Here is a 24,984-nt window from a genome sequence, read left to right on the forward strand (position 1 = left end):
GTGCTGAGCGGTGGTTGAAAAAGGGGCAGAAGCGGTGGCGAAGCGGAAAATTCACGCGACGCCGCGCAGGAGGAAAATCAGGGCGACTCTTTTTTTGCGCGCCCGGGAGTGCAAGTGAATTTGCGTCACGCTTGTGCGACGCGCGCGGTGCGCGCGCGTCGGAAAATCAGCTGGATCGCCACGCGCCGCGTTGCGGCGCTCGCGATGACGATCGCGGCGCGCTCACTCGCTCTTGTTGTAGTTCACGTAACCTTCCGTGAGGTCGGTCGCGAGGAGGCGGTAACCGGCTTTGCCGAGGTGCAGGTCGATCGTGATGGTGAAGCGGCGGTTCTTCACGATCTCCTTCCACTTCGGTTTCAGCTCGGGGTGCGGCTTGCCGGCGGTCATCGCGGGCGTGTCGTTGTAGCGGATGTCGAGCTTGGCCTCGATAAGCTTTGCGCCGGAGTAGCCGGCGGCATCGGCGAGGCGGCCCCAGTTCGGGTCTTCGCCATACCAGGACGATTTCACGAGGAGGGAATTGCCGATGGCGCGCGCGCACTTCTCGGCGTCCTCGGCGGACGCGGCGCCCTGCACCTTCACTTCGATCACCTTGGTGATCTTCTCGCCGTCGGAGACGATTTTGTCGGCGAGGATGTCGCAGGCTTTCCAGACGGCTTCGGCGAAGAGGACGCGGAGCTCGCGCGGGCTCTTGTCGCCGACGGAGACGCCGGAGTGGCCGTTCGCGAGCATGATGACGGTGTCGTTCGTGCTCATGTCGCCATCGACCGTGATGCAGTTGAACGTGCCGTTGATCGCTTCGGTGAGCGTCTTCTGGAGGAAGCTGCGCGGCACAGAAAAATCCGTCGCGAGGAACGCGAGCATCGTCGCCATGTTCGGCTGGATCATGCCCGCGCCCTTGGCGAAACCGGCGACGGTGTGCTTCTTGCCGTCGTAGGTGAAAGAGACGGTGACGGTTTTGGCCTTCGTGTCGGAAGTGAGGATCGCGTCGGCGGCTTTTTTGCCGTGCGCGGGCGTGCGGCCCTTCTCGGTGACGGCGCGCTCGAGGCCTTTGATCACGCGGTCCATCGGCAACGGCTGGCCGATGCGGCCGGTCGAGCAGACGAAGAACGCGTGCGGCTTTTGGTTGAGCGAGGCGGCGGCGCGCTGCGCCATCGTGTTCGCATCCTTCAGGCCTTCGGGGCCGGTGCACGCGTTGGCGTTGCCGGAGTTGGCAATGAAGCCGTGGAACGGGCCGCCTTCCTCGAGATTCTTCTGGCACAACAGCACCGGAGCGGCCTTGACGGCGTTCTTCGTGAACGTGCCGGCGGCAGTGCATGGGCGCAGCGAGTAAACGAGCGCGAGATCGAGTCGCTTGAGGTCATTTTTTTGGCGGATGTCGCATGCGACGCCCGCCGCCTCAAATCCGGGAACGTCCGTGATACCTGCACTATCCGGCGTAACGGTGAGTTGGGTCATTTTTTGTTGTGTGTGCTTAAAGCAGTCCGGCGGTTTCGGGGAAACCGAGCCAGAGATTCATGATTTGCACGGCTTGGCCGCTCGCGCCCTTCACGAGGTTGTCCTCGGCGGAGGTGATCACGAAGTTGCCCGTGCGCGCGTCGTGCACGGCGGAGATATCCACGCGATTCGTGCCGGTGACGTAGGCTGAGTCGGGCGTCTCGCCCGTCGGCAGAATCGAGACGAACGGCCGGCCCGTGTAGGCGGCGCGCCACGCGGCGTAGACGGCGTCGATCGTCGCTCCGGCGACGGCGGGCGCGGTGATCGTGGTGATGATGCCTCGGCGCATCGGCGCGAGGTGCGGGTTGAACTGGAGCACGACCGGCGCGCCGGCGCGCATCGCGAGCTGTTCCTCGATCTCCGAAAGGTGGCGATGCTTGATGAGGCCGTAGGCCTTGGCGCTCTCGGCGCGCTCGCAGTAGAGATAGGCTTCCTCGGCTTTTTTGCCTGCGCCGGAGACACCGGAGAAGGAATTAGCGACGATGTGTTCGCGCGAAACGAGCCCGGCGTCGAGCAACGGCGCGAGCGGGACGATCACGCTCGTGGGATAGCAACCGGGCGCGGCCGCGAGTTTGATCTCCGTCTTCCACTTCGGATCGGTGAGCTCGGGCAGCACGTAGCGCGCGTGCGGGAGCAGCTCGGGCGCGTGGTGGTGGCCGTAATATTTTTCGTAGGTCGCGAGGTCGGCCACGCGGAAATCGGCGCTGAGGTCGATGACCTTGCGGCCGGCGGGCACGAGCGCCTTGGCGAAGTCCGCCGCGGCGCCGTGGGGCAGCGCGAGGAACCACAGGCCGATGTCGTCGCGCGCTGCGAGTTCGGCCGCGTCGGAGCCGATGAACTTCAGCGTGTCGGCCGCGGTGCCGCGCAGCGCCGGAATCACGCTCGAGAGCGGCTTGCCCGCGTGTTGGCGTGAGGTGACCGCCGCCAGAGTGACGTGCGGATGGCCCAGGAGGAGTTTAACGAGAACTTCGCCGGAGTAACCCGACGCGCCGACAATGCCGACTTTCATCTAATTGAAGGGGGACTAAATGGGAACGTGAGGGATGTTCGCAAATAAAAACGGGGTGCTTTCGGCACCCCGTTCGTGAATGAAAACCTGCTTCGACCAGCGATTAGCGCTTCGAGAACTGGAAGCGCTTGCGGGCGCCCGGCTGGCCGGCCTTCTTGCGCTCTTTTTCGCGCGGGTCACGGGTGAGGTGACCGGCCTTCTTGAGCGTGACGCGGAGCTCGGAGTTGAACTTCAGAAGCGCGCGGGCGATGCCGTGCGCAACCGCACCTGCTTGGGCGCTGATGCCGCCGCCAGCGATGTTGGCGACGACGTCGAACTTGTCCTTCACGTCGGCGGTCGCGAGCGGACCAGCGGCGCGGCGGGCGAAGTTGTCGTGCTTGAAATAGGCGTCGAAGTCGCGGCCGTTGGCCGAGAGCTTGCCGGAGCCGGCAACGAGGCGCACGCGGGCGGTGGAGGTCTTGCGACGGCCGGTGCCGATGAAAACGGTGGAGTCAGCGCTCATGGATCAGATCAAAGCTTGATGGGGTTCTGCGCAGTGTGGGGGTGCTCGGCGCCCGGGAACACGCGGAGCTTGGTCAGCATCTTCGCGGCGATGCGGTTCTTCGGGAGCATGCCCTTGACGGCCTGCATGATGATGAAATCGGGCTTCTTGACGCGGACGTCGGTGAGCTTGCGGTATTTCTCGCCGCCGACGAAGCCGGAGAACGACATATACTCGGTCACTTCTTCCTTCTTACCGGTGAGGACGACCTTGCTCGCGTTGATGACGATGACGAAGTCGCCGGTATCGACGTGCGGGGTGTAAGTGGCCTTGTTGCGACCACGGATGATGTTGGCGACTTTAACTGCGAGACGGCCAAGAACCTGCCCCTCGGCATCGATCAGATACCACTTGGGCTGGACTGTCTCTTTTTTGGCCAGATAGGTTTTCATTGCGGAAAGAGGCCCAAGGGAAAGATTCCGCCCTACCCTGTCAACACCCAAGCTTTCACATTTTCGGCGCGAGGCAGCGCGAAACGGGTTTTAGGGTCTAATCGCTCAAAATTCGTAGCTTGCAGCGAGACTGACCCAGACCTTGCCGCCCGGCGAGGCGCCACTGGGCGACCAAAACGACCTGGCGCCGTTCGTGCCAGCATAGTGGACGCCGGCCGACAGGACGGTCTGGCCACCGACCCGATAGGGCAGCGTCAGATCGAGTCCGTGATAGATGTAGGAATCACCGACGCGAGGCGTGGGCAAGTCAGGCAAGGCGTCCTCCGCACGAACGGAACCGAGGTAGACGCGGTAATTCAGAAAGGCGCCCCAGCTTTTCAGCGCGTATTCGCCGGCGTAACTCAGTTCGCCGATGTCGGCCCGCTGGTCGACCTCGCGCGTGAAGCTGGCAACCAGGCGACCGGGGCCGGCGGGAAACGAAAGCGACGCGGTCAATTCCGTCGCACGCGACGCATGTCCCAAGGGTGCGTCGCCAAACTGGAAATGCGCGACCTCCCATCCACAGCTGACGCCCGACTCGGTCGCGTAGGTGTAGCCGGCACTCAGGCCGAGTTCGCTGCGGCTCGCGGCCTCAAACGGCGTCGCGAGCTGCGCCGCAAATTTCCATGATCCGTCAGCCAGACGCACGGCGGGCGTCACCGTCGCTCCAGCGCGCTCGATGCCGCGCCGCACGAATTTCGAATCGACCGACACGTCTCCCTGGCGCGTCCAATCTCCATCCGCCGCGAGCAGCGGCACCGCCGCGAGGCAGTAGGCGAAGAAGATTGAGACGCGCACGGTCACAGGAAGGTTGGATTTGGACGGATTGTCCACACACTGGTTCCCATGACCGGCTCGACTCGCAATATCACGCTCGCCGCGGCGGCGCTCGGCTTCACCGGCGTCGCGCTTGGCGCGTTCGGCGCGCACGCCCTGAAGCCCTCACTCGAGGCCCACGGTTCCGTCGAAACTTGGAAAACCGCCGTGCTCTACCACCTCATGCACGCCGTCGCACTGCTCGCGCTCGCCGGCTGGCGCGACGCTCACGCGGGCGCGAGCGGACGCGTCGCCGCGCTGTGGGTGGCTGGCGTGATCTTTTTCTCCGGCTCGCTTTACTGGCTGGCGCTGGGCGGACCGAAGTTGCTGGGGCCCGTGACCCCGCTCGGCGGCACCGCCTTCCTCGCCGGCTGGGCCCTGCTCGCGTTCCAAGCGTGGAAGCGACCGGTGGCGTGACGACGCCCGCCTTGCACTGGCGTTGAAAGGTCGCACGCTGAGCCGCACCGGCTCCGCCGCGCCATGCAACTGCCTCCGCCTCTTCTCGCCGCACTCCAAACGCTCCGCTCCGCCGGCGGGCGGCCGCGACTCGTCGGCGGCTGCGTGCGCGACTGGCTGCTCGGGCACGAGCCGAAGGACTTCGATGTCGAGGTGTTCGGTCTCGACTACGAAAAGATGCAGCGCGCGCTCGCGCCGTTCGGTCCGACGGATCTGGTGGGCCGCAGTTTCGGCGTGCTGAAAGTGCGCCTCGCCGGCGCGGAATACGACTTCTCCCTCCCCCGCCGCGAATCGAAGATCGGCGCCGGGCATCGCGGCTTCGCGGTCGAGCCGGAACCGGATCTCACCGAGGCCGACGCGGCGGCGCGGCGCGACTTCACGATCAACTCGATCGCCTTCGACCCGCTCGAAAACCGCCTGATCGATCCTCACGGCGGCGAGCGCGACCTGCGCGCGCGCGTGCTGCGTCACACGAGCGCGGCCTTCGTGGAGGATCCGCTGCGCGTGTTGCGCGCGTTTCAGTTCGCGGCCCGCTTCGATCTCACGCTCGCGCCGGAAACCGCCGCGCTGTGCCGCTCCATCGCCGATACCTACCGCGAACTCGCCATCGAACGCGTGTGGGGCGAGTGGGACAAGTGGGCGTTGAAGTCGGTCAAGCCCTCCCGCGGCCTCTTCGTGCTGCGCGAGAGCGGTTGGCTGAAGTTTTTCCCGGAGATCGCCGGACTCGACGGGTTGCGTCAGGAGCCGGAATGGCATCCGGAAGGCGACGCGTTCGTGCACACGGCGCATTGCCTCGACGCGTTGGTGACGCTCGACGCGTGGAAAAACGGCGACGCGCGCGTGCGGCGCGTGCTGGCGTTGGCGGTGCTGGCGCACGACTTCGGCAAGGCGACCACGACGCACCAAGCCGAGCGGCGCGGCCAGTTGCGCTGGGTCAGCCCCGGTCACGAAGCCGCGGGCGCGCCGCTGACGGAGAGTTTCCTGCAGCGCATCGGCGCGCCGCACGACTTGATCGAGTCCGTGCGGCCGCTCGTCGTGAACCACCTCGCGCATCACCACGGGCAAACGCATTTCCGCGACACCACGGTGCGGCGGCTCGCGCGCAAGATCGCGCCGGCCACGATGGACGAGTTGATCGCCGTGATGACCGCGGACCATCTCGGCCGGCCGCCACTGGTGTCGGAGGAGGCGTTGCGCCGCATCCACGAATTGCGGGATGCGGCACAGCGCCTCGTGGTGGCCGACCGCGCACCGGAGCCGATCCTCTTGGGACGACACCTCATCACGCTGGGCATGAAGCCGGGGCCGCACTTCAAGTCGGCCTTGGACGCAGCGTTCGAGTCGCAGCTCGATGGGGCATTCCACGACGAGGACGGCGGGATTTTATGGATGAGGAACTATTTGCGGGCGCATCCGCAGTTCCTAAAGTGACGGCCTCATGTCTTCCCCGAGCCAGCTCGACCAACTGAAGCAGTTCACCGTCGTGGTCGCCGACACCGGCGACTTCGCCAGCATGAAGCAATTCGCGCCGCGCGACGCGACGACGAACCCGAGCCTGATCCTCAAGGCCGCCGCCATGCCCGACTACGCGTGGATCGTCGACAAAGCGGTGAAGGACGCACCCGCCGGCGCCGACCTCGGCGCGGTGATCGACGGGTTGCTGGTGTTGTTCGGCAGCGAGATTTTGAAAATCGTCCCCGGCCGCGTCTCAACGGAGGTCGACGCACGGTTGTCGTTCGACACGGCGGCGACCGTCGTGAAGGCCCGCGAGATCATCGCGCGCTACGAGAAAGCGGGCATCGGCCGCGAGCGTGTGCTGATCAAGATCGCGTCGACTTGGGAAGGCATCAAAGCCGCCGAGCAGCTCGAGAAGGACGGCATCCGCTGCAACCTCACCCTGCTCTTCTCGTTCGCGCAGGCGGTCGCATGCGCCGAGGCGAAAGTGCAGCTCATCTCGCCGTTCGTCGGACGCATCCTCGACTGGTATAAGAAATCCACGGGCAAGGACTACGCTCCGGCCGAGGATCCCGGCGTGAAGTCGGTCACCGAGATCTACACTTACTACAAGAAATACGGCTACAAGACGGAAGTGATGGGTGCTTCGTTCCGTAACACCGGCGAAATCACCGAGCTAGCCGGCTGCGACCTGCTGACGATCAGCCCGCAACTGCTCGCCGAACTCGCGAAGAGCGACGCGCCGATCACGCGCAAGCTCGACCCGGCCGCGGCGAAGGACGCGGCGATCGCGAAGGTGAGCTTCGACGAGAAAAGCTTCCGCTTCGCGCTGAACGAGGACGCGATGGCGACGGAGAAGACCGCGGAAGGCATCCGCCAGTTCTCCGCCGACATCGTGAAACTCGAGCAACTGCTGGCGAAAAAGCGCGGCTGAGGAGCACGCGCCGACTTGCTCGCAAGCGAGTGCGGCGAGCCAAAAGAAAAAGCCCCGGAGCAATCCGGGGCTTCGTTTTTTGGCGTGCGCGGTGCGGGCGAATCACTCGCTGCCGGTTTTCGCGGGCATTTCCACCACGCGAAGTTCGCCGGGTTTGGCATGTCCCTTCAACGATTCGGAGGGCATGTAGCGAGCCAGGAAGGATTCGACGGCGCGGTAAAACCGGAGCGAGTTCTCGGCTTTTCCGAAACCGTGCCCTTCCTCGGTCTCCACGTAGCTCTCGTAGGTTTTGCCGTGTTTTTTGAGCGCGGCTTCGAGCACTTCCCAATTGCTGATCTCAACGCGCGGGTCGTTCAGGCCATAGGCGTGCAAGGTGGGCACGCGGATGTTGGCGACGTGGGTGACCGGCGAACGGGCGGCCAGGACCTCCGGATCGCGCCCGATCCGGAGTTCGAACACCGCCTTTGAGGCCGCGCTCTTGCCGAGATCCCACCGGGTGATGAGGCGCAAGTCCGAGACGCCGACGTAGTTGATTCCGACGCGAAAAAGCTCGGGGGTCATCGTGACGCCCGCGAGCGCGGCGTAGCCACCGTAGCTGGCGCCGATGATGCCGACGCGCTGCGGATCGCACCACCCTTGGGAGATGGCCCATTGCACGGCGTCGGTCAGATCGTTCTGCATCTTGCCGCCCCATTCGCCATAGCCGGCGTGCTCGAACGAACTCCCGTAGCCGCCCGAGCCACGGTAGTTCACCTGCAGGACGGCGTAGCCGCGATCGGCGAGAAACTGCACTTCGGCGTTAAAACCCCAGCTGTCGCGGATGCCGAACGGTCCACCGTGCGGCATGATCAAGAGCGGCGTGTCACGGTCGGCCTTGCCGCCGGGTTTGGTGAAGTAGCCGTGGATCAGCATGCCATCCCGCGCCGTGTATTGGATCGGCTCCATTGGACTCATGAATTCGGGTTTCACGCCCGGGCGCACAGCGTTGATCGGTTGCACGCGCATGCCATCCCCGCGCAGGTCGCCGAGGAAATAGCGGCCCGGGTCGCGATCCGAAGTGATGAGGAAGAGAAACCGTTTCTCGTCCTCGGACATCGAAAAGATGTGAACATTGTGGTCGGGAAAGTTGCGCTCGAGACTCGCGCCGATTGCTTTCCAGCGCGGGTCGAGCCAATGAGTCGCCCGCTTCACGCCTTCGTGGCGAACGCCGATGAGGCGCTCTCGTTTGGGAGAGAAAACCAGACCGGTGACGTGCGTTTCCGCCGACTCGAACACGGCGCGGTCGAGCTTGCCGGTCTCCAAGTCGAAGGCCCGCAGCGTGCCGAGGTCGTTCTCGGACGTGTCGAGCACATAGGCTTCCTTGCCGTCGGCGCGAAGCCCTAGAATGTCCCACTTGGACGCCCGAATATCGAACTGGCGCATTTTGCGCCACGGCTCGTCGTTGCGAGCGCGATACTGAAAGACGAGTTCGGCTCCCTTTACCTCGGTGGTGATGCGCTGCTGAAGCGTGCGGTCGAATTCGCCGGCATCGACGTCGCGATCCAGCCCGACGACCTGGCTGCGGCGCCCGGTATGCACGTTTACGCGGTAGATCGCCGGCGTCGGATAGAATCGCTGACCGCCATCGTTGAAACGCCGATCGTCGGACTCGGCGGTGAGCCCATAGATCAAAATGTGGTCCGGATCCCATGGGGCGGTATCCACGAGACTTCCCGAGAATATCGAACTCTCGTCGCGGCGCACGCGGGGTTCGACCAGGCGCTTCATCGACTTGGCGGCCAGGTCGGTGCTGGCGATGAGCGGAATCTCGTGTCCCTGCGAAAACACGCGATACAGGATGCGTTCGTTGCCTTTCCAGGTGATGGACGAGATGTTTTCTTTTTCGTAGGCAACGACGACGCTCGCTTTGCCGGTCGTCGTATCCAGCAGGGCGATGCTGTAGCGGCCGCCGTTCGGCGCGATCATGGCGATCTTATTGCCATCCGGCGAAAGCGCCATCGATTGAATGGCATCGGTGCCGAAAAAAGTCTCGATCGGGATGAGTTCCCGAGCGGTGACGGAGGACGATAACAGGGCGAGCGTGAACGCGGTCCAGCATGACCGCGCAACGAGTCGGTTCATAGATGTTGTGTGTTGTGGGGGGAAAGCGGCCCGCGCGTGAAAATTGGCTCGGCGGACCGGGCTGTTCAAGTCGCGGTTGGGTGAATCATCGGTTGCTCAAAAAAAGGCCGGACCTTGCGGTCCGGCCCGGGAGAAACAGTGTGCGTCAGCTCAGAACTTGTAGTTCGCCGAGATGACGAAACGGCGACCGAACGCGTCGTAGGTATTGATGTCGCGGTTCTGGTCGGACTCGCCCGCGGCGAACGGGGGATCCTCGCCGAACACGTTCAACACGGCCACCGACAGGCGCAGGCCTTGCAGCCAGCTGTTGCCGAAGTTGCTGAAGCGATAGCTGAAGCGAACGTCGAACGTCTCGTTGGAGTCGATCGGGCGTTCGGTGGCGGCAACGAGGTCGTCCACTTCGGGAATCCACGAGTGGCTGATGCCCGCGGTCATCTGCTTGTAGGTCCAGTTGAGCTGGGTGAACGTGCGATAACGCGGGTAGGTGCTGCCCGTGAAGCCGTCGGCGAAGTTGCCGGGGAGCGACGTCGGGAGCGTCTGCTGAACGTATTCGTGGATGTAGGTGCCGGTGAGGCTGAGGTCGAGCTTGCCCCACGACTTGGTGTCGTAGGCGTAGTCGACGGAGACGTCGGCGCCGGACTGCCAGACGCCCGCGATGTTCAGGCGCGGGTTGGTCATCCACACCGCGTCGGATTGGCCGGAGGTGATCTGGCCGGGAGCGGTGACCGCAGCACCGTCCGTGAAGTGAGCTTCACCCGCAACGCTCACACCGAGGCGCACGAGGCTGGCATACGGGGACGCAGGTCCGAGGGCTTCAACGGATTGGAGCAGGGTGGTCTGCGGGACGGTGCCGATGAGGTCGCGCTCATCGATGTTGAACCAGTCCGCGGTGAGAGAGAAGCCCTTCAGCTTACGGGGAGACCAAACGAAGCCGGCGGTCCAGTTACGCGACTCGGACGGAACGAGGTTCGGGTTCGAACCACCGCGCGAGCGGTATTGGCGATTGCCGGTCGTGACGTTCATCGGCGTGCCGTCGGCGTTGTAGCGGTTGATGTTGATCGAACCGGTGAAGCCGGAGTTGGACGGACCGTAGAGGGAGAACAGGTCGGGCGCGGTGAACGACTCGCCGTAGGTGGCGCGAACGATGAACTCGTCGTTGAACGGCATCCAGCGGAGGGTGAACTTGGGAACCAACGGATCCGTGGTGGCGGTGTAGAGTTCCTTGCGGCCCGCGAGGCCGATCTCGACCGTCTTGGCGAGCGGGATATTTTGCGCGGGGCTGAACACCGGAATACGGAGTTCGGCAGAGAAGCCGTCGACCGCGATCTTGGCGGCGAAGGGATTCGTCGGCGTGCCTTGCAGCCAGAGCGCGAGGCGGTCGTTGCGGTCGTTGACCATGGAGACGCGTTCCGTGCGGGTCTCGGCGCCGAGGCCGAGTTGGACCGCGCCGGCAGGGAGATCGAAGAGCTCACCGGTGACGCGGATGTCGAAGCTATTCACGCGGCTGACGTAGTCCTGATAACCGATGCCGACGATGCCTTCGATGACGCCCGCAGCCTGTTTGCGAGCGAAGGGGTTGTAGGTGCCGTTGGTGACCGCAGTGTTATAGGCGTTGGTGTCGATCAGGTTGAGCTGACGCAGGGCCAAGGTGCTGCGATTGAGGGTGGCAGCGGCTTCCCACGTCCAGGAGCTTCCGATGGTGCCGCGCAGACCGAAGACGCCGCGCATACCGAGCGAGTCGCCCTTGCGGATACGCGGGAAATCGACGAAGCGATTGCGCGCCTGCACGAGCACGTCGGCGGGATTGAACGCGCTGCTGGCCGCAACGTTGCCGGAGACGGGCTGAGCGTTGAGGGAGCTTTCGGTGAGGCTGTTGGTGAAAAGCACGTCGCCGAAAGCGGTCACGTTGTCGTTCCATTTGTGTTGGACGGCCATCGAAGCGCTGTAGCGCGTGGTCTTCTGGAACATCGTCGCCTTCGCGGAGAGGTCGAAGAATTGAGCGACTTGGTCCTGATTATACGGTCCCTGGTAAATGCCTTGGGCCACGAGCTGCGCAAACGTCAGATCGAGTCCTTGCGGCGGGGCGTTGAGGTTCGGGTTGAGGTAGTAGAGGTTTACGGCGTCCGGGGTGATGACACCCGCAAATGTGGGCGTGCGGAACTGGTTCATACCCCACGGGCGCTCATACTGGTAGAGTGGATCCGTGCTGCGCCATTCGGCGGAGAACGTGAGCTGGGTCTTCTCGTTGCCGGCACCGAGCGTCATGTAGGCTTGGCGGGTCGTATGGTCGCTGGCATCGGGAGCCCAGCTGAAGCTGCCACCCACTTCCGCGCCACGGTAGTTGGTTTTGAGAATCACGTTGACGACGCCGGACACCGCATCCGAACCGTAGGTCGCCGAAGCGCCATCGCTGAGGATTTCGACGCGCTCGACGGCGGCGATCGGGATGAGGCTGACGTCGACAAAGGATCCGGCACCAGTCGCTGCGACCGGGGAGATCGCCGCGCGGCGACCGTTGATGAGGACGAGCGTCGAGCGATTGCGGAGCGAGACCGTGGACGCGCCATTCGTGCTGTTCGCGCGAGTGTTCGCGTTTTCGGCACCGATGTTGCCGCGGCCGAAGAAAGCCGGGTTGGTTTTCTTGAGGACGTCCGTCAAATCGCTGGTGACGCCGGAGTTTTGAATCTCGATCGAGGTGAGGACCGTGACCGGGACGGCGGGGGTGTCCGCCGCGATCGGGATCAGGGAGCCCGTGACGACAAACTTTTCGAGTTTCAGGGTCTCTTCTTCCGTAGGGGCAGGAGCGGCGGTCTGCGCGACCACCGCGGGGATCAGGCCAGCGCCCAAGAGAAGCGCCAGCGCCGACCGCATATTCCAAGCGGAACGTGCGTTCATAGTTCGTTTGTGTTGCAGTTTTGTTAGAGCCGACTGCGGGCTAAGCCCGGGGTCTGCTTGGTGTGACCTTCGGGAAATACCCCCTGCCAAGACGAGGCAAGACGAAATGCGCTAAAATCGAGACCAAGAGGCTTATTTTCAAGCCCAAGCGGCAAAATGTCGGGTTTAGTCCCACAAAAAAAGGCGGCCCGCAACGCGGGCCGCCTTGATCGAGAGTATGCGAAGCGAAGCTTAGAACGCGTATTTCGCTTCGACGAAGTAGAGGCGACCGATCGGGTTGTAGGTCGCGATGTCGACGTTCGAGTCCGTGAACGTGCCACCGGCGGCCGGCGGCATCTTGTTGAACACGTTGTTCACGCCGAGACGGACGGTGAGGCCGTTGATGAACTTCCAGTCGGAGCCGAAGGTGTAGCGGCCGGACAGGTCGAAGCTATCGTAGGACTTCACGTTGAAGGGCGAGCGGGCGGTGCCGGTGCCGTTCACGTCTTCAACACCCGGGATGTGCTGCCAGCCGAGGTTCGCACCCCAGTGACCGCGGCTCCAGGCAACCGACGCGTAGCTCATCCAACGCGGGATCGTGCCGTTGGTGTTGCTGGCCAGGCCGACCGTCTCGAACGGATCGACGTTGGGGAGCGACTGAACGGTGTAGGACTTGTAGTAGCCCACCGAGACATTCGCATCGAAGCGGCCCCAGACATCGTGCTGGTAGCTGTATTCGACCTTCATGTCCACGCCGCTGAGCTTGACGGCGGCGATGTTCACGAGGGTGTCGGTGACGTAGATGTCATCGATCGCGTTGTTGCCGATCTGGCCGGGGGCGGTGATCGGGGTGCCACCGAACTTCGTGATTTGGACGAAGCCGGCATAGGGCGAGGCGGCGCCATTGTCTTCGACGTCCTGGAGGATCGTCTCGGCGCCGATCGAGGAGATCAGGTCGACCTGCTTGATGTTGAAGTAGTCGACGGTGAGCGCGAGACCCTTGATGGCCTTGGGCGAGTAGACGAAGCCGAAGGTGTAGTTCTTCGAACGCGAGGGCATGAGCTTCGAGTTCGAGCCGCTACGGACGTTGGCCTGACCGGAGATCGTGCCACCACCGCGCTTGTCGAGCGCGAGCGGATCGGTGAAGCCGATGCCGCCCGGTCCGAACAGGTTGAAGAGCGTCGGTGCCGAGAACGACTTCGAATAGGTGCCGCGGATCAGCAGCTCCTCGCTGAACGGACGCCAGCTGAGGGAGACCTTGGGAACGGTCGGGTCGTCGGTGTCGCTGTATTTCTCATAGCGGACCGCGGAGTCGAGCTCGAGGGAGTAGACGCCGGGCATGTTCTGCGACTTGCCGATGAGCGGAACGCGCACTTCGGCGAAAATCGAGGAGACCGAGCGGCTTGAGTCGAACGGATCGAGCGTGGTGGCGGATTCCCAACCGAAGGTCGCCGCCTGCGAGTAGACGTCGGCGGTTTGCTTCAGCGACTCGGTGCGATACTCGCCACCGACCGCGAAGCCGACCGGGCCGGCGGGCAACTCAAAGAGTTCACCCGCCACGCGGGCGTCGTAGGTGGTGAGGGTCGAGTTGGCGTTGCCAATCGCGGTGCCGAAGAAGCCGGCCGCCTCGACGGCGCCGGCGGCCTGTTGGCGCGCCGCAAGATTGATGAGACCGTTGGCGACGGCGTCGGCGCGGAGGACCGCGTTGACGACGTTCTTGTTGGTGTAGGATTGGTCGACGAGATTCTTGTTCGCCGCGGTTTCCCACGTGTATTTGTCACCGAGCTTGCCGCGCGCACCGATGATGCCGCGAATGGTCGCGGTATCGTAGTAGTATTGGCGGGGATTGGTGATGAAACGATTGCGCACGAGCATCGTCTGGGTCGTCGGGTTCGACGGATTGGCCGCGTCGAGGACGGCCGAGATCGGCTGCGCGTTCAGCTGCGAGTAGGTCTGGGTCTTGGTGTAGATAAGGTCGCCGAAGACCGTGATGTCGTCCGAGGCCTTGTGCTCGAAGTTGAGCATCGCGCTCGAACGCTTGTTCTGGAGGATCATCGTGACGTATTCCGACAGGTTGAACGCGTATTGCTGTTCATTGCCGAGACCGCTGATGAGGTTCGAGGAGTTGACCTGAATGTAGATGCCCTGCGCGACGAGCGTGGCGAGGTCGGTGTGACCGGCCGGGGGAGCATTGAGGCCGGGCTTCAGGATGTAGTAGACGTTCGGGTTCGTGCGGGTGTTGATGACGCCACCGAAGCTGGCCGTGCCGTAGGTCGGGTTGGAGAACTCGCGGTCTTTGTTGAACACCGGGTCCGACTCCGTGTATTCGGCGGAGAACGTCACCGAGGTCTTGTCCGAGGCGCCGCCACCGACCACCGAGAACGAACGCTCGGCATATTTGCCGCTGTTGCTGGAGAAGCCGTAGTGCGAGCCGATTTCCATGCCCTTGTAGTCACTCTTGAGCACGACGTTGACCACGCCGGCGACGGCATCGGTGCCGTAGGTGGCCGAAGCGCCGTCCTGGAGGATTTCGATCTTCGCGATCGCGGAGATCGGGATCAGGTTCACGTCGACGAACTGGCGTCCGCCCGACGCGAGAACCGCGGAATACGACATGCGGCGGCCGTTCACGAGAACGAGCGTCTGCGTATTGCGGAACGAGACCTGCGAACCGCCGCCGGTGGAGCCGGACGAGATGTTCGCGTTCGAGTTGCCGAGGTTGCCGTTGCCCGAGAACTGCGGCGCGGCTTTGCGCAGCACTTCGAGGACGTTGGTGGTGACACCGGTGGCCTCGATGGCCTTGGTGTCGAGGGTCGTGACGGGCAGCGCAGTCTGCGTGCCGGCGAAGGGGATGTAAGAGCCCGTGACCTCGAATTTATCGAGCTTCAGGACTTTTTCATCCGTTGCGGCATCCGAGGCGCCTGCCGCTTGGGCAAAGCCTTGGGTAGCCAGAGAGACGCTGCCCAAGACAAGGGCAAACGCCGCCAAGGACATCCTTGGGGAGGAGTTCATAGTTCGTTCAGTTGTTGTGTTGTGTTGGTGAGTCGCCACCGGGTGACCCGGCTGACAGCTCGCGCGTGGTTAGAACAACTTAACCCGAACGTAGCAAATCGATTCTCTCGTCGCCCCTACCGGCAAATCTCCCGGCGGCCGCACCGAGCTTGCCGCGACACGACGCGAAGCATTTGATGTCGGCGCACACACAACTGAAATATGAACCTGCTGCGCGCCCCCCGCCTGCTGGCTGCCGCTGTCTGCGGCGCCCTCTCGATCATCAGTCTCGCCGGAGCCGAACGGCCCCCGCTTATCCCCGCCGAGCAATTCTTCGCCGAAGCGGATCTTCGCACCGTCCGGCTCTCGCCCGACGGCAAGAACCTCGCTTTTCTCACCACGCTCGGCACCGGCAAGGTCGGCATCGCGTTGATGCACCTCGACACGGGCAAAGTCGAACCGCTCGTCGTCGCCAAGGATGAGAACATCGAATCCTTCGGCTGGAAAGGTTCCGACTACATCGTCTACGCCGGCGATGTCGGCGGCAACGAGTCCCCGGCCTATCGCTCCATTTCCCTCAGCAAACGCCGTGTCGTCGCCCTCGCTGAATCCTACCGCGAGCGCTTCGCCGATCGCGCCAACTTCGCGAGTCTCGTCGACTGGCTCGAATACGAGCCGAACTACATCATGATCATCGGCCCGCGCGAGATCGGCAGCTTCGACGTCGGGGTCTATCGCATGGACATCCGCAACGGCGAGCGCCGGCCCGTCCCGATCACCACGCAGAAAAACGACGAGGGCGGCTTCATCGTCGACTGCGCCGGCGTCATCCGCGCGCGCAGCCGGCTCACCGCCGACAAGATCATCTTCGAAGTGCGCCGCGACAGCACGAGCGGCTGGAGCAAAGTCGCCGAGTTTCCCTCGAAGGAGCCGAAGTGGGACTTCCTCGAGTTCGCCGCCGACAACGAGACCCTCTACTTCATCTCGCGCGAGCACACCGACACCATGGAGCTGCGCTCGATCAACTGCCGCACGCTCCAAGTCAGCGAATCGCTCTTCCATAATCCCGACGGCGACGTCGACGGCATCATCACTTCCTACGATCGCACCAAGCTCTACGGCGTCAGCTACGAAACCGACAAGGCGCACTACCACTGGATCAGTCCCGCGCGCGCCCAACTGCAGGCGAAAATCGACGCCACCCTGCCCGGCACGGTGAACAACGTCATCAGCACCAGCGCCGACGAGCAGGTCATGGTCGTCCACGCTGGCAGCGATCGCGACCCCGGCACCTACTACGTCCTCGATCTCCGCGCCCCGCGCCTCATGGCCCTCGGCAAGATAAACCGCTTCATCAATCCCGCCCAGATGCAGCCGATGGAGCCCGTGCAATTCACCGCGCGCGACGGTCTCGTCGTCCACGGCTATCTCACCCGCGCCGCCGGCTCCGACGGCAAACCTGCCCCGCTCATCATCAATCCGCACGGAGGCCCCTTCGGCATTCGCGACAGCTGGGGCTTCAATCCCGAAGTCCAGTTCCTCGCCAACCGCGGCTACTCCGTCCTCCAAATCAACTACCGCGGCTCCGGCGGCTACGGCTACAAATTCCAGGAAGCCGGCAAACGCGAATGGGGCGGCAAAATGCAGGATGACCTCACCGACGGCGTGAAATGGGCCATCGACCAAAAAATCGCCGACCCCGCCCGCGTCGCCATCTACGGCGCCAGCTACGGCGGCTATGCCGCGCTCGCCGGCGCCACGTTCACGCCCGACCTCTATAAGTGCGCCGTCAACTACGTCGGCGTCTCCGACCTCGGCCTCATCACCAGCTGGGGCCGCGGCCGCTTCGACCGCTCGAGCGACGAGTTCTACCAGGAATGGGTCGGCGACGATCCGCGCTACAAGTTCGACCGCTCCCCCGTGAACTTCGTCGAGCGCATCAAAATCCCCACCCTGCATGCCTACGGCTTCAACGACCCGCGCGTCGAGATCGACAACTGGAAACGCCTCGAGGCGAAACTGAAACAGTTCGGCAAAACCTACGAAATCGTCATCGCCGGCAACGAAGGCCACGGCTTCCGCAACGAGAATTCGCGCATCGGCTTCTACCAGAAACTGGAGTCCTTCTTCTCCCGCTACCTCGTCGGCGAAGTCACCGCCGCGGCCAAGCCGGGCGAACTGCGCGTCGTCGAGATGCCAGCCAAGGACAAGCCCTGAGCCGAAGACCCTAGTGCTCGTCGGTTGACTCGCCTGCACCGCCCTTCAACCGTGGACATCGCATGTCCGCGGTTTGGTCGCTGCTCGCATCCGGGATGGACTATGCCGGCCTTTTTCCGCCGGCGAAGCTCGGCATGCCCGACGCCGTCCGCCGGCATGTCGACTATCTCGCCGGCCCGCACCGCGCCCTGCTCGGCGCCTTCGTCCTGCCCCTCGACCGCCTCGCCGAATTCGAAACCGCCTTCGCGACGCTGACCCCGGCCCGGCAAACCGGCTGGCAACTCAATGTCCTCGCCGGCGCCGATCCCGCCGCCGATGCCGCGATCATCACCGCCTTCAACGCCCGCCACGCCGCCGCCCGCATTGTCGCCGTCGAAACCAAAGCGACCGAGCCCGCCGGGATCGCCCGCGCCGTCGCTCCGTTCGCTCCCTCCCTCGACGTCTGGGTTGAGCTTCCCTCCACCGCCACCGATCTGCCGGCCCTGCTCGACGCCGTCCGCGCCACCGGCCGCTGCGCCAAGCTGCGCACCGGCGGCGTCACCCCCGACGCCTTCCCCGCTCCCGCCGCCGTCGCCCGCTTCCTGCGCGAATGCCACCGCGCCGGCGTCGTCATGAAAGCCACCGCCGGGCTCCACCACCCGCTGCGCGGCGACTACCCGCTCACCTACGAGGTCGGCAGCCCGCACGGCCCGATGTTCGGTTTCCTCAACGTCCTCCTCGCCGCCACGCTCACCCAGGCCGGTGGCTCCGAGGCCGAAACGATCGCCCTGCTCGACGAACGCGACGCGCGCGCCTTCACCGTCACCGCTGAATCGATCGCGTGGCGCGGTTTCCGCTTCACCGCGCCGCAACTCGCCGCGACTCGCCAGACGCTTTGCCGCTCGTTCGGTTCGTGCTCCTTCACCGAGCCCCTCGACGGCCTGCAAGAACTCCATTGGTTATGAGCCTCAACTTCACGCACGACCCCGCCCGCCGCAGTTGGGTGGACTCGGCCAATCTCCCCGACGCAGACTTCCCGCTGCAAAACCTGCCCTACGGCGTCTTCCGCACCAGCGGCAATCCCGCCCGCCGCATCGGCGTCGCGATCGGTGACCGCATCGTCGACCTGCATGCCGCCGCCTCCGCCGGGCTCCTGCCGGAAAGCGTCGCCGCCGTCTGCCAGCAACCCGCGCTCAATGCCCTCATGGCCGCTGGCGCTCCCGCGTGGTCAGCGCTCCGCGCCCGCCTCAGCGAATTGCTCGACGCCTCCAGCCCGCTCGCCGAACTGCGCGCGCGCGTCGAAGCCTGCCTCGTCCCGCTGCGTAGCGCCACGCTCCTCCTCCCCGCGCAAATCGGCGACTACTCGGATTTCTACGCGTCCATTCACCACGCGACGAACGTCGGCTCCATGCTGCGGCCCGACAATCCGCTCCTGCCAAACTACAAGTGGGTTCCCATCGGCTACCACGGCCGCGGCTCGTCGATCGTCGCCAGCGGCACCGCCATCCGCCGCCCGCACGGACAACTCAAGCCCGCCGACGCACCCGCGCCGGTCTTTGGCCCGTGCAAGAATCTCGACTACGAGCTCGAGATCGGCGCGTTCGTCGGCCCCGGCAACACACTCGGCGAACGCATCCCGCTCTCCGCCGCGCCGCAGCATCTCTTCGGCATCGCGCTGTTGAACGACTGGTCGGCGCGCGACATCCAAACGTGGGAATACCAACCGCTCGGGCCGTTCCTCGCGAAAAATTTCGCCAGCACACTCTCTCCGTGGGTCGTCACCTTCGAGGCGCTCGCGCCTTTCCGCGTCCCCGCGATGGCGCGCCCTGCGAGCGATCCGGCGCCCCTGCCCTACCTCGTCGATCATCAGGACGCCGCGCTCGGCGGCATCGACCTCACGCTCGAGGTTTGGTTGCTCACGGCCAAGATGCGACTCGCCGGCGAGTCGCCTCACCGCGTTTCGCGCGGCAAGTTCACGGAGATGTATTGGACGCTCGGCCAAATGCTCGCGCATCACGCGAGCAACGGCTGCAACCTCTCGCCCGGTGATCTTCTCGGCAGCGGCACGGTCTCCGGTCCGACGCGCGATGCGCGCGGTTGCCTCCTCGAATACACCTGGCGCGGCACCGACCCGCTGCGCCTGCCCAACGGCGAGGAACGCAAATTCCTCGCCGACGGCGACGAGGTCATCATGCGCGGCTACGCCGAGCGCCCCGGCGCCCGCCGCATCGGCCTCGGCGAATGCCGCGGCATGATCATGCCCGCCGCCTGAGCGCGCAGCCCGCGCGCCCCCACGGCGCAACAGGTCGCGCTCGTCGCACGTTTCGCCCCGCTGAACGGTGCCACGCCGCGCCGCGCCGCAACGGTGTCGCCTTCATCCGCCGCGCCCGCCACGCTGCGCTCATGAAATTTCTTCGCTCCCTCCTCGCCGCCCTCAGCCTCGCCACGCTCGCCACCGCCGCCGTGGACAAGGCGAAATTAAAGGAGGAAATCGCCGCGATGGAGGACCAGTTCTGCGCCATGGCGAAGGAGAAGGGCATCCTCGCCGCGTTCCAGCATTTCGCCGCGCCCGACGTCGCGTTCATCGACACCGACCCGCGCCAGTTTCGCGGCCCCGCCGCCGTGCTCCAACGCATGGGTCAGGACAAGCCCGGCGTCTCGCTGACCTGGTCCGCCTCGTTCACCGACGTCTCCGACGACGGCACACTCGGCTACAACTACGGCCGCTACGAATTCCGCTCGCCCGGCCCCGACGGCAAGGAGCGCGTCGGCACCGGCTGGTTTCTCACCATTTGGAAGCGCCAGCCCGACGGCACGTGGCGCTACGTGATGGACAACGGCGCGCCGGATCGCCCGGTCGCGGCACCAGGGAAGAACTAGTCAACTTCCCGAACCGCGCGCATTGCGGGCGTGGCAGGCAGCGACCTTGGTCGCGCCGGAGAGCTAAATGCGCGCGCAAGCACGCTACCTACGGTGTGCTCAATTTTCGGACCGGCCCTTAGCTCGCGAGGCGCCCCTTGTATTTCTGCGCGAGTTCGAACGCCATCTCGGCGTCCCGCGCCACCACTGTGAAGTGCCCCATCTTGCGCCCGACGCGCGGCTCTTCCTTGCCGTAAAGGTGCAAGCGGACGTTCGGCTGCACGAGCAGCGCGTCCCAATTCGGCTCGCCGACGCACTTGCCAGCCGCGTCCCATTTCCACGCATCGCCGAGGATGTTCACCATCACGACCGGTGAGAGCAGCGTCACCGCGCCGAGCGGCAACCCGCAGATCGCGCGCACCTGCTGCTCGAACTGCGAAGTCATGCACGCATCGATCGTGTAGTGGCCGCTGTTGTGCGTGCGCGGCGCGAGCTCGTTGATCAGCACATCGCCCGACCTCGTGACGAAAAACTCCACGCCGAGCACGCCGACGAGATCGATCTTCTCCGCGACGAGCCGCGCGAGTTTCTCCGCCTTGGCCAGCACCTCGGCCGGCACGCGCGCGGGCACGATCGAGAAATCCAAAATGTGGTTCGTGTGAATGTTCTCCGAGATCGGAAACACGCGCACCGCCGCGCTCGCCGAGCGCGCGACGACGGCGGAAACCTCGCACGCGAAATCCACGAACTGCTCGATCACGACCGGATGCCCGGCGAATTTCTTCAGCGCCGCCGGCACGTCGGCCTCGGTCATCACCTTGAGCTGGCCCTTGCCGTCGTAGCCGAAGTCCGCGGTCTTCACCACGCACGGCACGCCGACCTCGCGGATCGCCGCTTCAAGAATTGTAGCCGGGGTCGCCGACCCCGGTCCGGGCTCACCGAGCCCGGCTACACCCACCTCCGCGAAACGCGCGTGCGGAAAACCGTTGTCGCGGAGCCAGCGCTTCTCGCGCGAGCGGTTCTGCGTCGTCTCGAGCACACTCCAGTGCGGGCGCAGTTGCGTGAGCGACTCGATGTGCTTCAGCGGCGCCGCCGGGACGTTTTCGAATTCGTAGGTGACCACGTCGCACTCGCGCGCGAACGCCGCCAGCGCCGCGAGATCCTCGTAGGGCGCGTTCACTTCCTTGTGCGCGACAGCCCCGGCGGGGCAGTTCGCCTGCGGTTCGTAGACGTGGATGCGGTAACCGAGCCGCGTCGCCGCGTGCGCGAGCATGCGTCCGAGCTGCCCGCCGCCGAGCACGCCGATCGTTTTTCCGGGGAGAAGAGGAGCTTTCGTCACAGAGGAAAACCCGAGAGACACAGAGAACACAGAGCCTTTCAATCCAATCCTCAGTGGGCTCCGTGTTCCTCCTTCCGTCTCTGTGTCGAGAGTCAGGGCAATTTCGATTTCAGGATCTTCTTGGTCTGCGTGGCGCGGAAATCACTCCACGCGCGCTTCGTCTTCGCGTCGGATTGTGCGAGCAGCGAGGCGGCAAAGAGCGCGGCGTTGGTCGCGCCGGCCTTGCCGATCGCGAAGGTCGCCACCGGCACGCCGGCCGGCATCTGTGCGATGGAGAGCAGCGAGTCGAGGCCCTTCAAAGTCTTCGACTCCACAGGCACGCCGAGCACCGGGAGCGTCGTGAGCGAGGCGGTCATGCCCGGCAAATGCGCTGCGCCGCCCGCGCCGGCGATGATGAGCTTCAGCCCGCGGCGCTCGGCCGACTCGGCGTAGCTCACCATGAGTTTCGGCGTGCGATGCGCGCTGACGACGCGCTTCTCGAACGGGACGCCGAGCGCCTCGAGTTGCGCGGCCGCATGCTGCATCGTCTCCCAATCGGAGGTGCTGCCCATGATGATGCCGACGAGTGGTTTTGCCATGAGGCGCCTACCTATCGACGGTCGCCGCACCGCTGTCAGCCCAGAAATCTCGCTAAGTCACGAGCGCGCGCCGAGCAGCCGCGCCGGCAGGGTGAACAGCGCTTTCACGAGCGAAAACACCCCGCCGATCGCCGCGCCCGCCAGGCGGAACGGGAGCGCGATCAGCCAGACGATCGGGGCCAGCACGAGCGCGAGCAGCGCCAGCGGCCAACACAGCACCAGCAGCACGCACCACACGAAGAAGGTGAGGATCGTCGTCATGGCGCGCGCCGTTTCATGGCCTCAAAGGAGCGACGTGCCCTTCGGCACGCGCACGATGGTCGTGCCCGCGACGCGGTCGTGCCAGCTCTGCTTCTCCTCGTCGAAGGAGACCCAGATGAAGCCGAGGCACGCGGGGAAGAACGACAGGAACGCCGTCAGCGCGCGCACGATCGCCACCGCCCAATCGATCGGCCGGTCGTCGAGACGCACGACCTTCAGTCGGCAGATGATGCCGCCCACGGTGGTGCCACGGAGCTTCCACATCACGGCATGATACGCCGCGACGCCGATGAAAAGTGCTCCCGGCCCGTGTTGCAGGGCGCCGAAAATCCCGAGCGGAATCACCAGCATGATGAAGTCGATCAACGCCGCGCCGGCGCGGATCCACAGGCCGGCGCGCGGCAGCGTGGCCGCCATCAACGGCGGCACAGCGCTCGCCGCGGTCGACGCGCCATACACGGGCGGCACGACCTCGGGCGCCGGACTCGGGGCCGGAGCCGGCGGGGGCGTCCAAACCGGCGCGCTCGCCGCTCCGAAGCCCGCACTCTGCGCCGGCATCGCAGCCGCCGGCGGCACATAGGTCGTGGGCGCGGGACTGACGGTGCTTTCGCCCGCCACAGGCGCGGTGAACGCCGCGGCTGCCACCGGCACAGGCGCAGGCACGACCGGTGCCGCGGGTTTCTTCTCGCGGCCGAACATCGCCAGCACCGCGCAGCCGAAGCCGAGGAACCACACGAGCAACGTGAGGATGCCACCGAGCACGGGCACAAGGTAGAGCAGGATGAAAAGGAGACCGCCGAACAGCACCGCGAACGCCGGGTGGAAACGATCGCCGGTGAGCTTGCGCCCAACGAGGCCGTAGATCGCCGCCTTGCCGAACATCGCACTGAGCAGCGTGGCAACGGGGAGCACGAGCAAGGCGACCGGAATGCCGATAATCGTGATGCACAGCAGCACGAACATCACCGGCAACGCCAGGATCGACAGCATCGCCGCGAGGATGACGTAGAACGGCTCCTCGATCAGCTTGTCACCGGTCGTAGCGATCTTCTTCGGGAAGAGGAGTCCGAGCAGTGCGTAGAACGCGATCGAGAAGGCCGTGACGATCCACAGCCAGCCCAGGTGCGCACCGAAGGCGAGCGGGCGACCGAAGCGCAGCGCGTGGTCCCACCAGCTCACGAGTGAAGCCGGCCGAATGTTCGGACCAATCGACTGGACCTCGACACTGCCGTGCACGACGGCGCTGGGATCACGTTGGATCTCGCCCATTACGCACGTGAGATTGCCATCGACGACCGCCTTCGGACCGAGCGTAAGGTTGCCGAGCACGGCAACCACGTTGCCGTGCACCCGGCCGTTGACCGTGTTGTCGCCCATCACCGCGACGGCGTCGTTCATCACTTCGCCCTCGACCGTCAGATTGCCCATCACCGCGACGGCGTCGTGAGGGACCACGGTGCCGGCAGCGACAACATTGTCGTCTCCCACCATGACGCGGTCGCCGTTGTTCGACGTGCGGGTGCGCTTGCTGCGCTTCAATTCGGAAACTTGTTTCTGCACCTCGCGCACGGCGGCGCGGGCTTCCTCGCGAGCGCGTTCGGCGGCGGCGCGGGCCTCGCTCCGCGATTTCTCGGAACCTGACCGCGCTTTCTTTACGGCCTTCTCGGCTTCAGCGAGCGCGCGCTCGGCCTGCGCGCGGGCTTTTTCGGCGGCTTCGACGGCGGCTTGGTCGGCCTGGTCGTCGTCGGCCGGCTCGGCGGCGGCTTCCGTCGTCGTCGCGGTGGTTTCAGCGGGCGCGGCGGTTTCAGTCGGCTGCGCGGGAACGGCAGTTTCGTTGGGAACCGCGGCTGGTTCCGCGGCCGGTGCCTGTTCGGTCGGAGCGGGCGGAGGAGTTTGCTTGTCCGGTGACGCCGGAGGGTCGTCCGCACGGAGCAGCGCGCCCGCGGCGAAAAACGCCAGCAGCGGCAGCAGCCACGCGAGGGTCTTGAAGCGCACAATCTTCATGAGTGGGTTCGGTAAAGGGTTCGGTAGGCGACGGCGCCGAGGCCGAAGAAGGAAGCGTAGAGCATCGCGACGACGGCGATGCCGCCGTAGAGCCAGAGCGCCGGGATGCCGCCGATCACGCGGCCGGCAAACTCGACCATCCAGGTGCCGAGCGCGACGAGGGAGGAGAGGAACTGCACGCGCTCACCGACTTCTTGCGTGATCGCGCCGGCTTGCGGCACCCGGCCGAGGAGCGTGAGGGCATAGACCGCGGCGACGACGAGGCCGGAAGACGCGGTGGCGAAGGCGGCTTTCACGCCGGTCGGCCAGTAGCTCCAGCTCTTGTGCCACCAAGCGACGGCGTTGCGCTGCTCGATGGCGGCGAGGACGCGCGCCTCGAGGGTGCGCGGAGCGCGGCGCGGCGGCAGCGCGCGGAGTTCGGCGTGGACGAGTTGTTCGACTTGAGCAGCGGAAAGCGCGGCTTGCGGCGCCGCGGAAGCGGTCTGCGCGTGGCGCGCGGCGAGTTTGGCCTCGAAGCGCGCGGCGAAATCGGCCGGGGCCTTGCGCGGCGGGAGCGCGCGGAGCTCGCGGTGGATGAACTGCTCGAGTTCGTCAGGATTCATTTTCTCGGGATTCATGACGAGGG

Annotated in this window: 20 protein-coding genes; 7 read left to right on the forward strand and 13 right to left on the reverse strand. The window is 65.1% G+C overall.

Annotated features, from left to right (window positions below; genetic code table 11):
• Window positions 1-222 precede the first annotated feature (222 nt).
• The 5 genes from argJ to HZA32_07365 form a co-directional block, all read right to left on the reverse strand.
• Window positions 223-1,455, reverse strand: a complete 1,233-nt coding sequence (gene argJ / locus HZA32_07345; protein MBI5423886.1) for a bifunctional glutamate N-acetyltransferase/amino-acid acetyltransferase ArgJ — start codon at window positions 1,453-1,455, stop codon at window positions 223-225.
• A 16-nt stretch (window positions 1,456-1,471) separates the two neighbouring features.
• A complete protein-coding gene (locus HZA32_07350) occupies window positions 1,472-2,503 on the reverse strand; it encodes an N-acetyl-gamma-glutamyl-phosphate reductase (protein MBI5423887.1) in 1,032 nt (343 codons plus the stop codon).
• A 103-nt stretch (window positions 2,504-2,606) separates the two neighbouring features.
• Window positions 2,607-3,005, reverse strand: coding sequence for a 30S ribosomal protein S9 (rpsI, locus tag HZA32_07355; protein ID MBI5423888.1), 399 nt, complete (start codon window positions 3,003-3,005; stop codon window positions 2,607-2,609).
• A gap of 8 nt (window positions 3,006-3,013) precedes the next feature.
• The gene (gene rplM, locus HZA32_07360; protein MBI5423889.1) at window positions 3,014-3,436 is read right to left on the reverse strand and encodes a 50S ribosomal protein L13; all 423 of its coding nucleotides are present in this window, start codon (window positions 3,434-3,436) and stop codon (window positions 3,014-3,016) included.
• A 105-nt stretch (window positions 3,437-3,541) separates the two neighbouring features.
• Entirely contained in the window at window positions 3,542-4,273 is a 732-nt protein-coding gene (locus HZA32_07365) for a hypothetical protein (protein ID MBI5423890.1), read from the reverse strand.
• Between the two features lie 48 nt (window positions 4,274-4,321).
• On the opposite strand from HZA32_07365, the gene HZA32_07370 reads away from it, so the two are divergent.
• The 3 genes from HZA32_07370 (at window position 4,322) to tal (ending at window position 7,136) form a co-directional block, all read left to right on the forward strand.
• Window positions 4,322-4,708, forward strand: coding sequence for a DUF423 domain-containing protein (locus HZA32_07370; GenBank protein MBI5423891.1), 387 nt, complete (start codon window positions 4,322-4,324; stop codon window positions 4,706-4,708).
• 63 nt (window positions 4,709-4,771) lie between these two features.
• Entirely contained in the window at window positions 4,772-6,178 is a 1,407-nt protein-coding gene (locus HZA32_07375; protein MBI5423892.1) for an HD domain-containing protein, read from the forward strand.
• A gap of 7 nt (window positions 6,179-6,185) precedes the next feature.
• Window positions 6,186-7,136: a transaldolase gene (gene tal / locus HZA32_07380; protein MBI5423893.1), complete on the forward strand. Its 951-nt coding sequence runs from the start codon at window positions 6,186-6,188 to the stop codon at window positions 7,134-7,136.
• A 102-nt stretch (window positions 7,137-7,238) separates the two neighbouring features.
• Here the strand turns inward: tal and HZA32_07385 are convergent, their stop codons facing one another.
• From HZA32_07385 to HZA32_07395, 3 genes are all read right to left on the reverse strand, one after another.
• A complete protein-coding gene (locus HZA32_07385) occupies window positions 7,239-9,257 on the reverse strand; it encodes a S9 family peptidase (protein ID MBI5423894.1) in 2,019 nt (672 codons plus the stop codon).
• 150 nt (window positions 9,258-9,407) lie between these two features.
• Entirely contained in the window at window positions 9,408-12,152 is a 2,745-nt protein-coding gene (locus tag HZA32_07390; GenBank protein ID MBI5423895.1) for a TonB-dependent receptor, read from the reverse strand.
• A gap of 231 nt (window positions 12,153-12,383) precedes the next feature.
• Entirely contained in the window at window positions 12,384-15,098 is a 2,715-nt protein-coding gene (locus HZA32_07395) for a TonB-dependent receptor (GenBank protein ID MBI5423896.1), read from the reverse strand.
• A gap of 246 nt (window positions 15,099-15,344) precedes the next feature.
• Between HZA32_07395 and HZA32_07400 the strand changes: the two genes are divergently transcribed.
• The 4 genes from HZA32_07400 to HZA32_07415 all read left to right on the forward strand — a co-directional run bounded on the left by HZA32_07400 (window position 15,345) and on the right by HZA32_07415 (window position 20,198).
• Entirely contained in the window at window positions 15,345-17,339 is a 1,995-nt protein-coding gene (locus tag HZA32_07400; GenBank protein MBI5423897.1) for a S9 family peptidase, read from the forward strand.
• A 62-nt stretch (window positions 17,340-17,401) separates the two neighbouring features.
• Window positions 17,402-18,283, forward strand: coding sequence for a hypothetical protein (locus HZA32_07405; protein ID MBI5423898.1), 882 nt, complete (start codon window positions 17,402-17,404; stop codon window positions 18,281-18,283).
• Entirely contained in the window at window positions 18,274-19,590 is a 1,317-nt protein-coding gene (gene fahA / locus HZA32_07410; GenBank protein ID MBI5423899.1) for a fumarylacetoacetase, read from the forward strand. The genes HZA32_07405 and fahA overlap by 10 nt, the downstream gene beginning before the upstream one ends.
• Before the next feature lie 131 nt (window positions 19,591-19,721).
• Window positions 19,722-20,198: a nuclear transport factor 2 family protein gene (locus tag HZA32_07415; protein ID MBI5423900.1), complete on the forward strand. Its 477-nt coding sequence runs from the start codon at window positions 19,722-19,724 to the stop codon at window positions 20,196-20,198.
• Between the two features lie 118 nt (window positions 20,199-20,316).
• Here HZA32_07415 and HZA32_07420 read toward each other — a convergent pair whose 3' ends face one another.
• From HZA32_07420 to HZA32_07440, 5 genes are all read right to left on the reverse strand, one after another.
• A complete protein-coding gene (locus tag HZA32_07420; GenBank protein ID MBI5423901.1) occupies window positions 20,317-21,516 on the reverse strand; it encodes a 5-(carboxyamino)imidazole ribonucleotide synthase in 1,200 nt (399 codons plus the stop codon).
• A 92-nt stretch (window positions 21,517-21,608) separates the two neighbouring features.
• Window positions 21,609-22,094: a 5-(carboxyamino)imidazole ribonucleotide mutase gene (purE, locus tag HZA32_07425; protein MBI5423902.1), complete on the reverse strand. Its 486-nt coding sequence runs from the start codon at window positions 22,092-22,094 to the stop codon at window positions 21,609-21,611.
• 57 nt (window positions 22,095-22,151) lie between these two features.
• On the reverse strand, window positions 22,152-22,355 hold the full coding sequence (locus HZA32_07430; GenBank protein MBI5423903.1) for a hypothetical protein: 204 nt from the start codon (window positions 22,353-22,355) through the stop codon (window positions 22,152-22,154).
• A gap of 21 nt (window positions 22,356-22,376) precedes the next feature.
• A complete protein-coding gene (locus HZA32_07435) occupies window positions 22,377-24,359 on the reverse strand; it encodes an RDD family protein (protein ID MBI5423904.1) in 1,983 nt (660 codons plus the stop codon).
• Window positions 24,356-24,976 (reverse strand): hypothetical protein, encoded by a 621-nt coding sequence (locus HZA32_07440; protein ID MBI5423905.1) that lies wholly within the window; start codon window positions 24,974-24,976, stop codon window positions 24,356-24,358. The genes HZA32_07435 and HZA32_07440 overlap by 4 nt, the downstream gene beginning before the upstream one ends.
• Window positions 24,977-24,984: the final 8 nt, after the last annotated feature.

It is taken from the genome of Opitutia bacterium (assembly GCA_016217545.1).
Classification (GTDB): Bacteria; Verrucomicrobiota; Verrucomicrobiia; order Opitutales; family Opitutaceae; genus Didemnitutus.

What these genes read in the sequence shown, in the direction of transcription:
- argJ (MBI5423886.1), bottom strand. Translation starts at nt 1,455, where the DNA reads ATGACCCAACTCACCGTTACGCCGGATAGTGCAGGTATCACGGACGTT.
- HZA32_07350 (MBI5423887.1), bottom strand. Translation starts at nt 2,503, where the DNA reads ATGAAAGTCGGCATTGTCGGCGCGTCGGGTTACTCCGGCGAAGTTCTC.
- rpsI (MBI5423888.1), bottom strand. Translation starts at nt 3,005, where the DNA reads ATGAGCGCTGACTCCACCGTTTTCATCGGCACCGGCCGTCGCAAGACC.
- rplM (MBI5423889.1), bottom strand. Translation starts at nt 3,436, where the DNA reads ATGAAAACCTATCTGGCCAAAAAAGAGACAGTCCAGCCCAAGTGGTAT.
- HZA32_07370 (MBI5423891.1), top strand. Translation starts at nt 4,322, where the DNA reads ATGACCGGCTCGACTCGCAATATCACGCTCGCCGCGGCGGCGCTCGGC.
- HZA32_07375 (MBI5423892.1), top strand. Translation starts at nt 4,772, where the DNA reads ATGCAACTGCCTCCGCCTCTTCTCGCCGCACTCCAAACGCTCCGCTCC.
- tal (MBI5423893.1), top strand. Translation starts at nt 6,186, where the DNA reads ATGTCTTCCCCGAGCCAGCTCGACCAACTGAAGCAGTTCACCGTCGTG.
- HZA32_07385 (MBI5423894.1), bottom strand. Translation starts at nt 9,257, where the DNA reads ATGAACCGACTCGTTGCGCGGTCATGCTGGACCGCGTTCACGCTCGCC.
- HZA32_07390 (MBI5423895.1), bottom strand. Translation starts at nt 12,152, where the DNA reads ATGAACGCACGTTCCGCTTGGAATATGCGGTCGGCGCTGGCGCTTCTC.
- HZA32_07400 (MBI5423897.1), top strand. Translation starts at nt 15,345, where the DNA reads ATGAACCTGCTGCGCGCCCCCCGCCTGCTGGCTGCCGCTGTCTGCGGC.
- HZA32_07405 (MBI5423898.1), top strand. Translation starts at nt 17,402, where the DNA reads ATGTCCGCGGTTTGGTCGCTGCTCGCATCCGGGATGGACTATGCCGGC.
- HZA32_07415 (MBI5423900.1), top strand. Translation starts at nt 19,722, where the DNA reads ATGAAATTTCTTCGCTCCCTCCTCGCCGCCCTCAGCCTCGCCACGCTC.
- purE (MBI5423902.1), bottom strand. Translation starts at nt 22,094, where the DNA reads ATGGCAAAACCACTCGTCGGCATCATCATGGGCAGCACCTCCGATTGG.
- HZA32_07430 (MBI5423903.1), bottom strand. Translation starts at nt 22,355, where the DNA reads ATGACGACGATCCTCACCTTCTTCGTGTGGTGCGTGCTGCTGGTGCTG.
- HZA32_07435 (MBI5423904.1), bottom strand. Translation starts at nt 24,359, where the DNA reads ATGAAGATTGTGCGCTTCAAGACCCTCGCGTGGCTGCTGCCGCTGCTG.
- HZA32_07440 (MBI5423905.1), bottom strand. Translation starts at nt 24,976, where the DNA reads ATGAATCCCGAGAAAATGAATCCTGACGAACTCGAGCAGTTCATCCAC.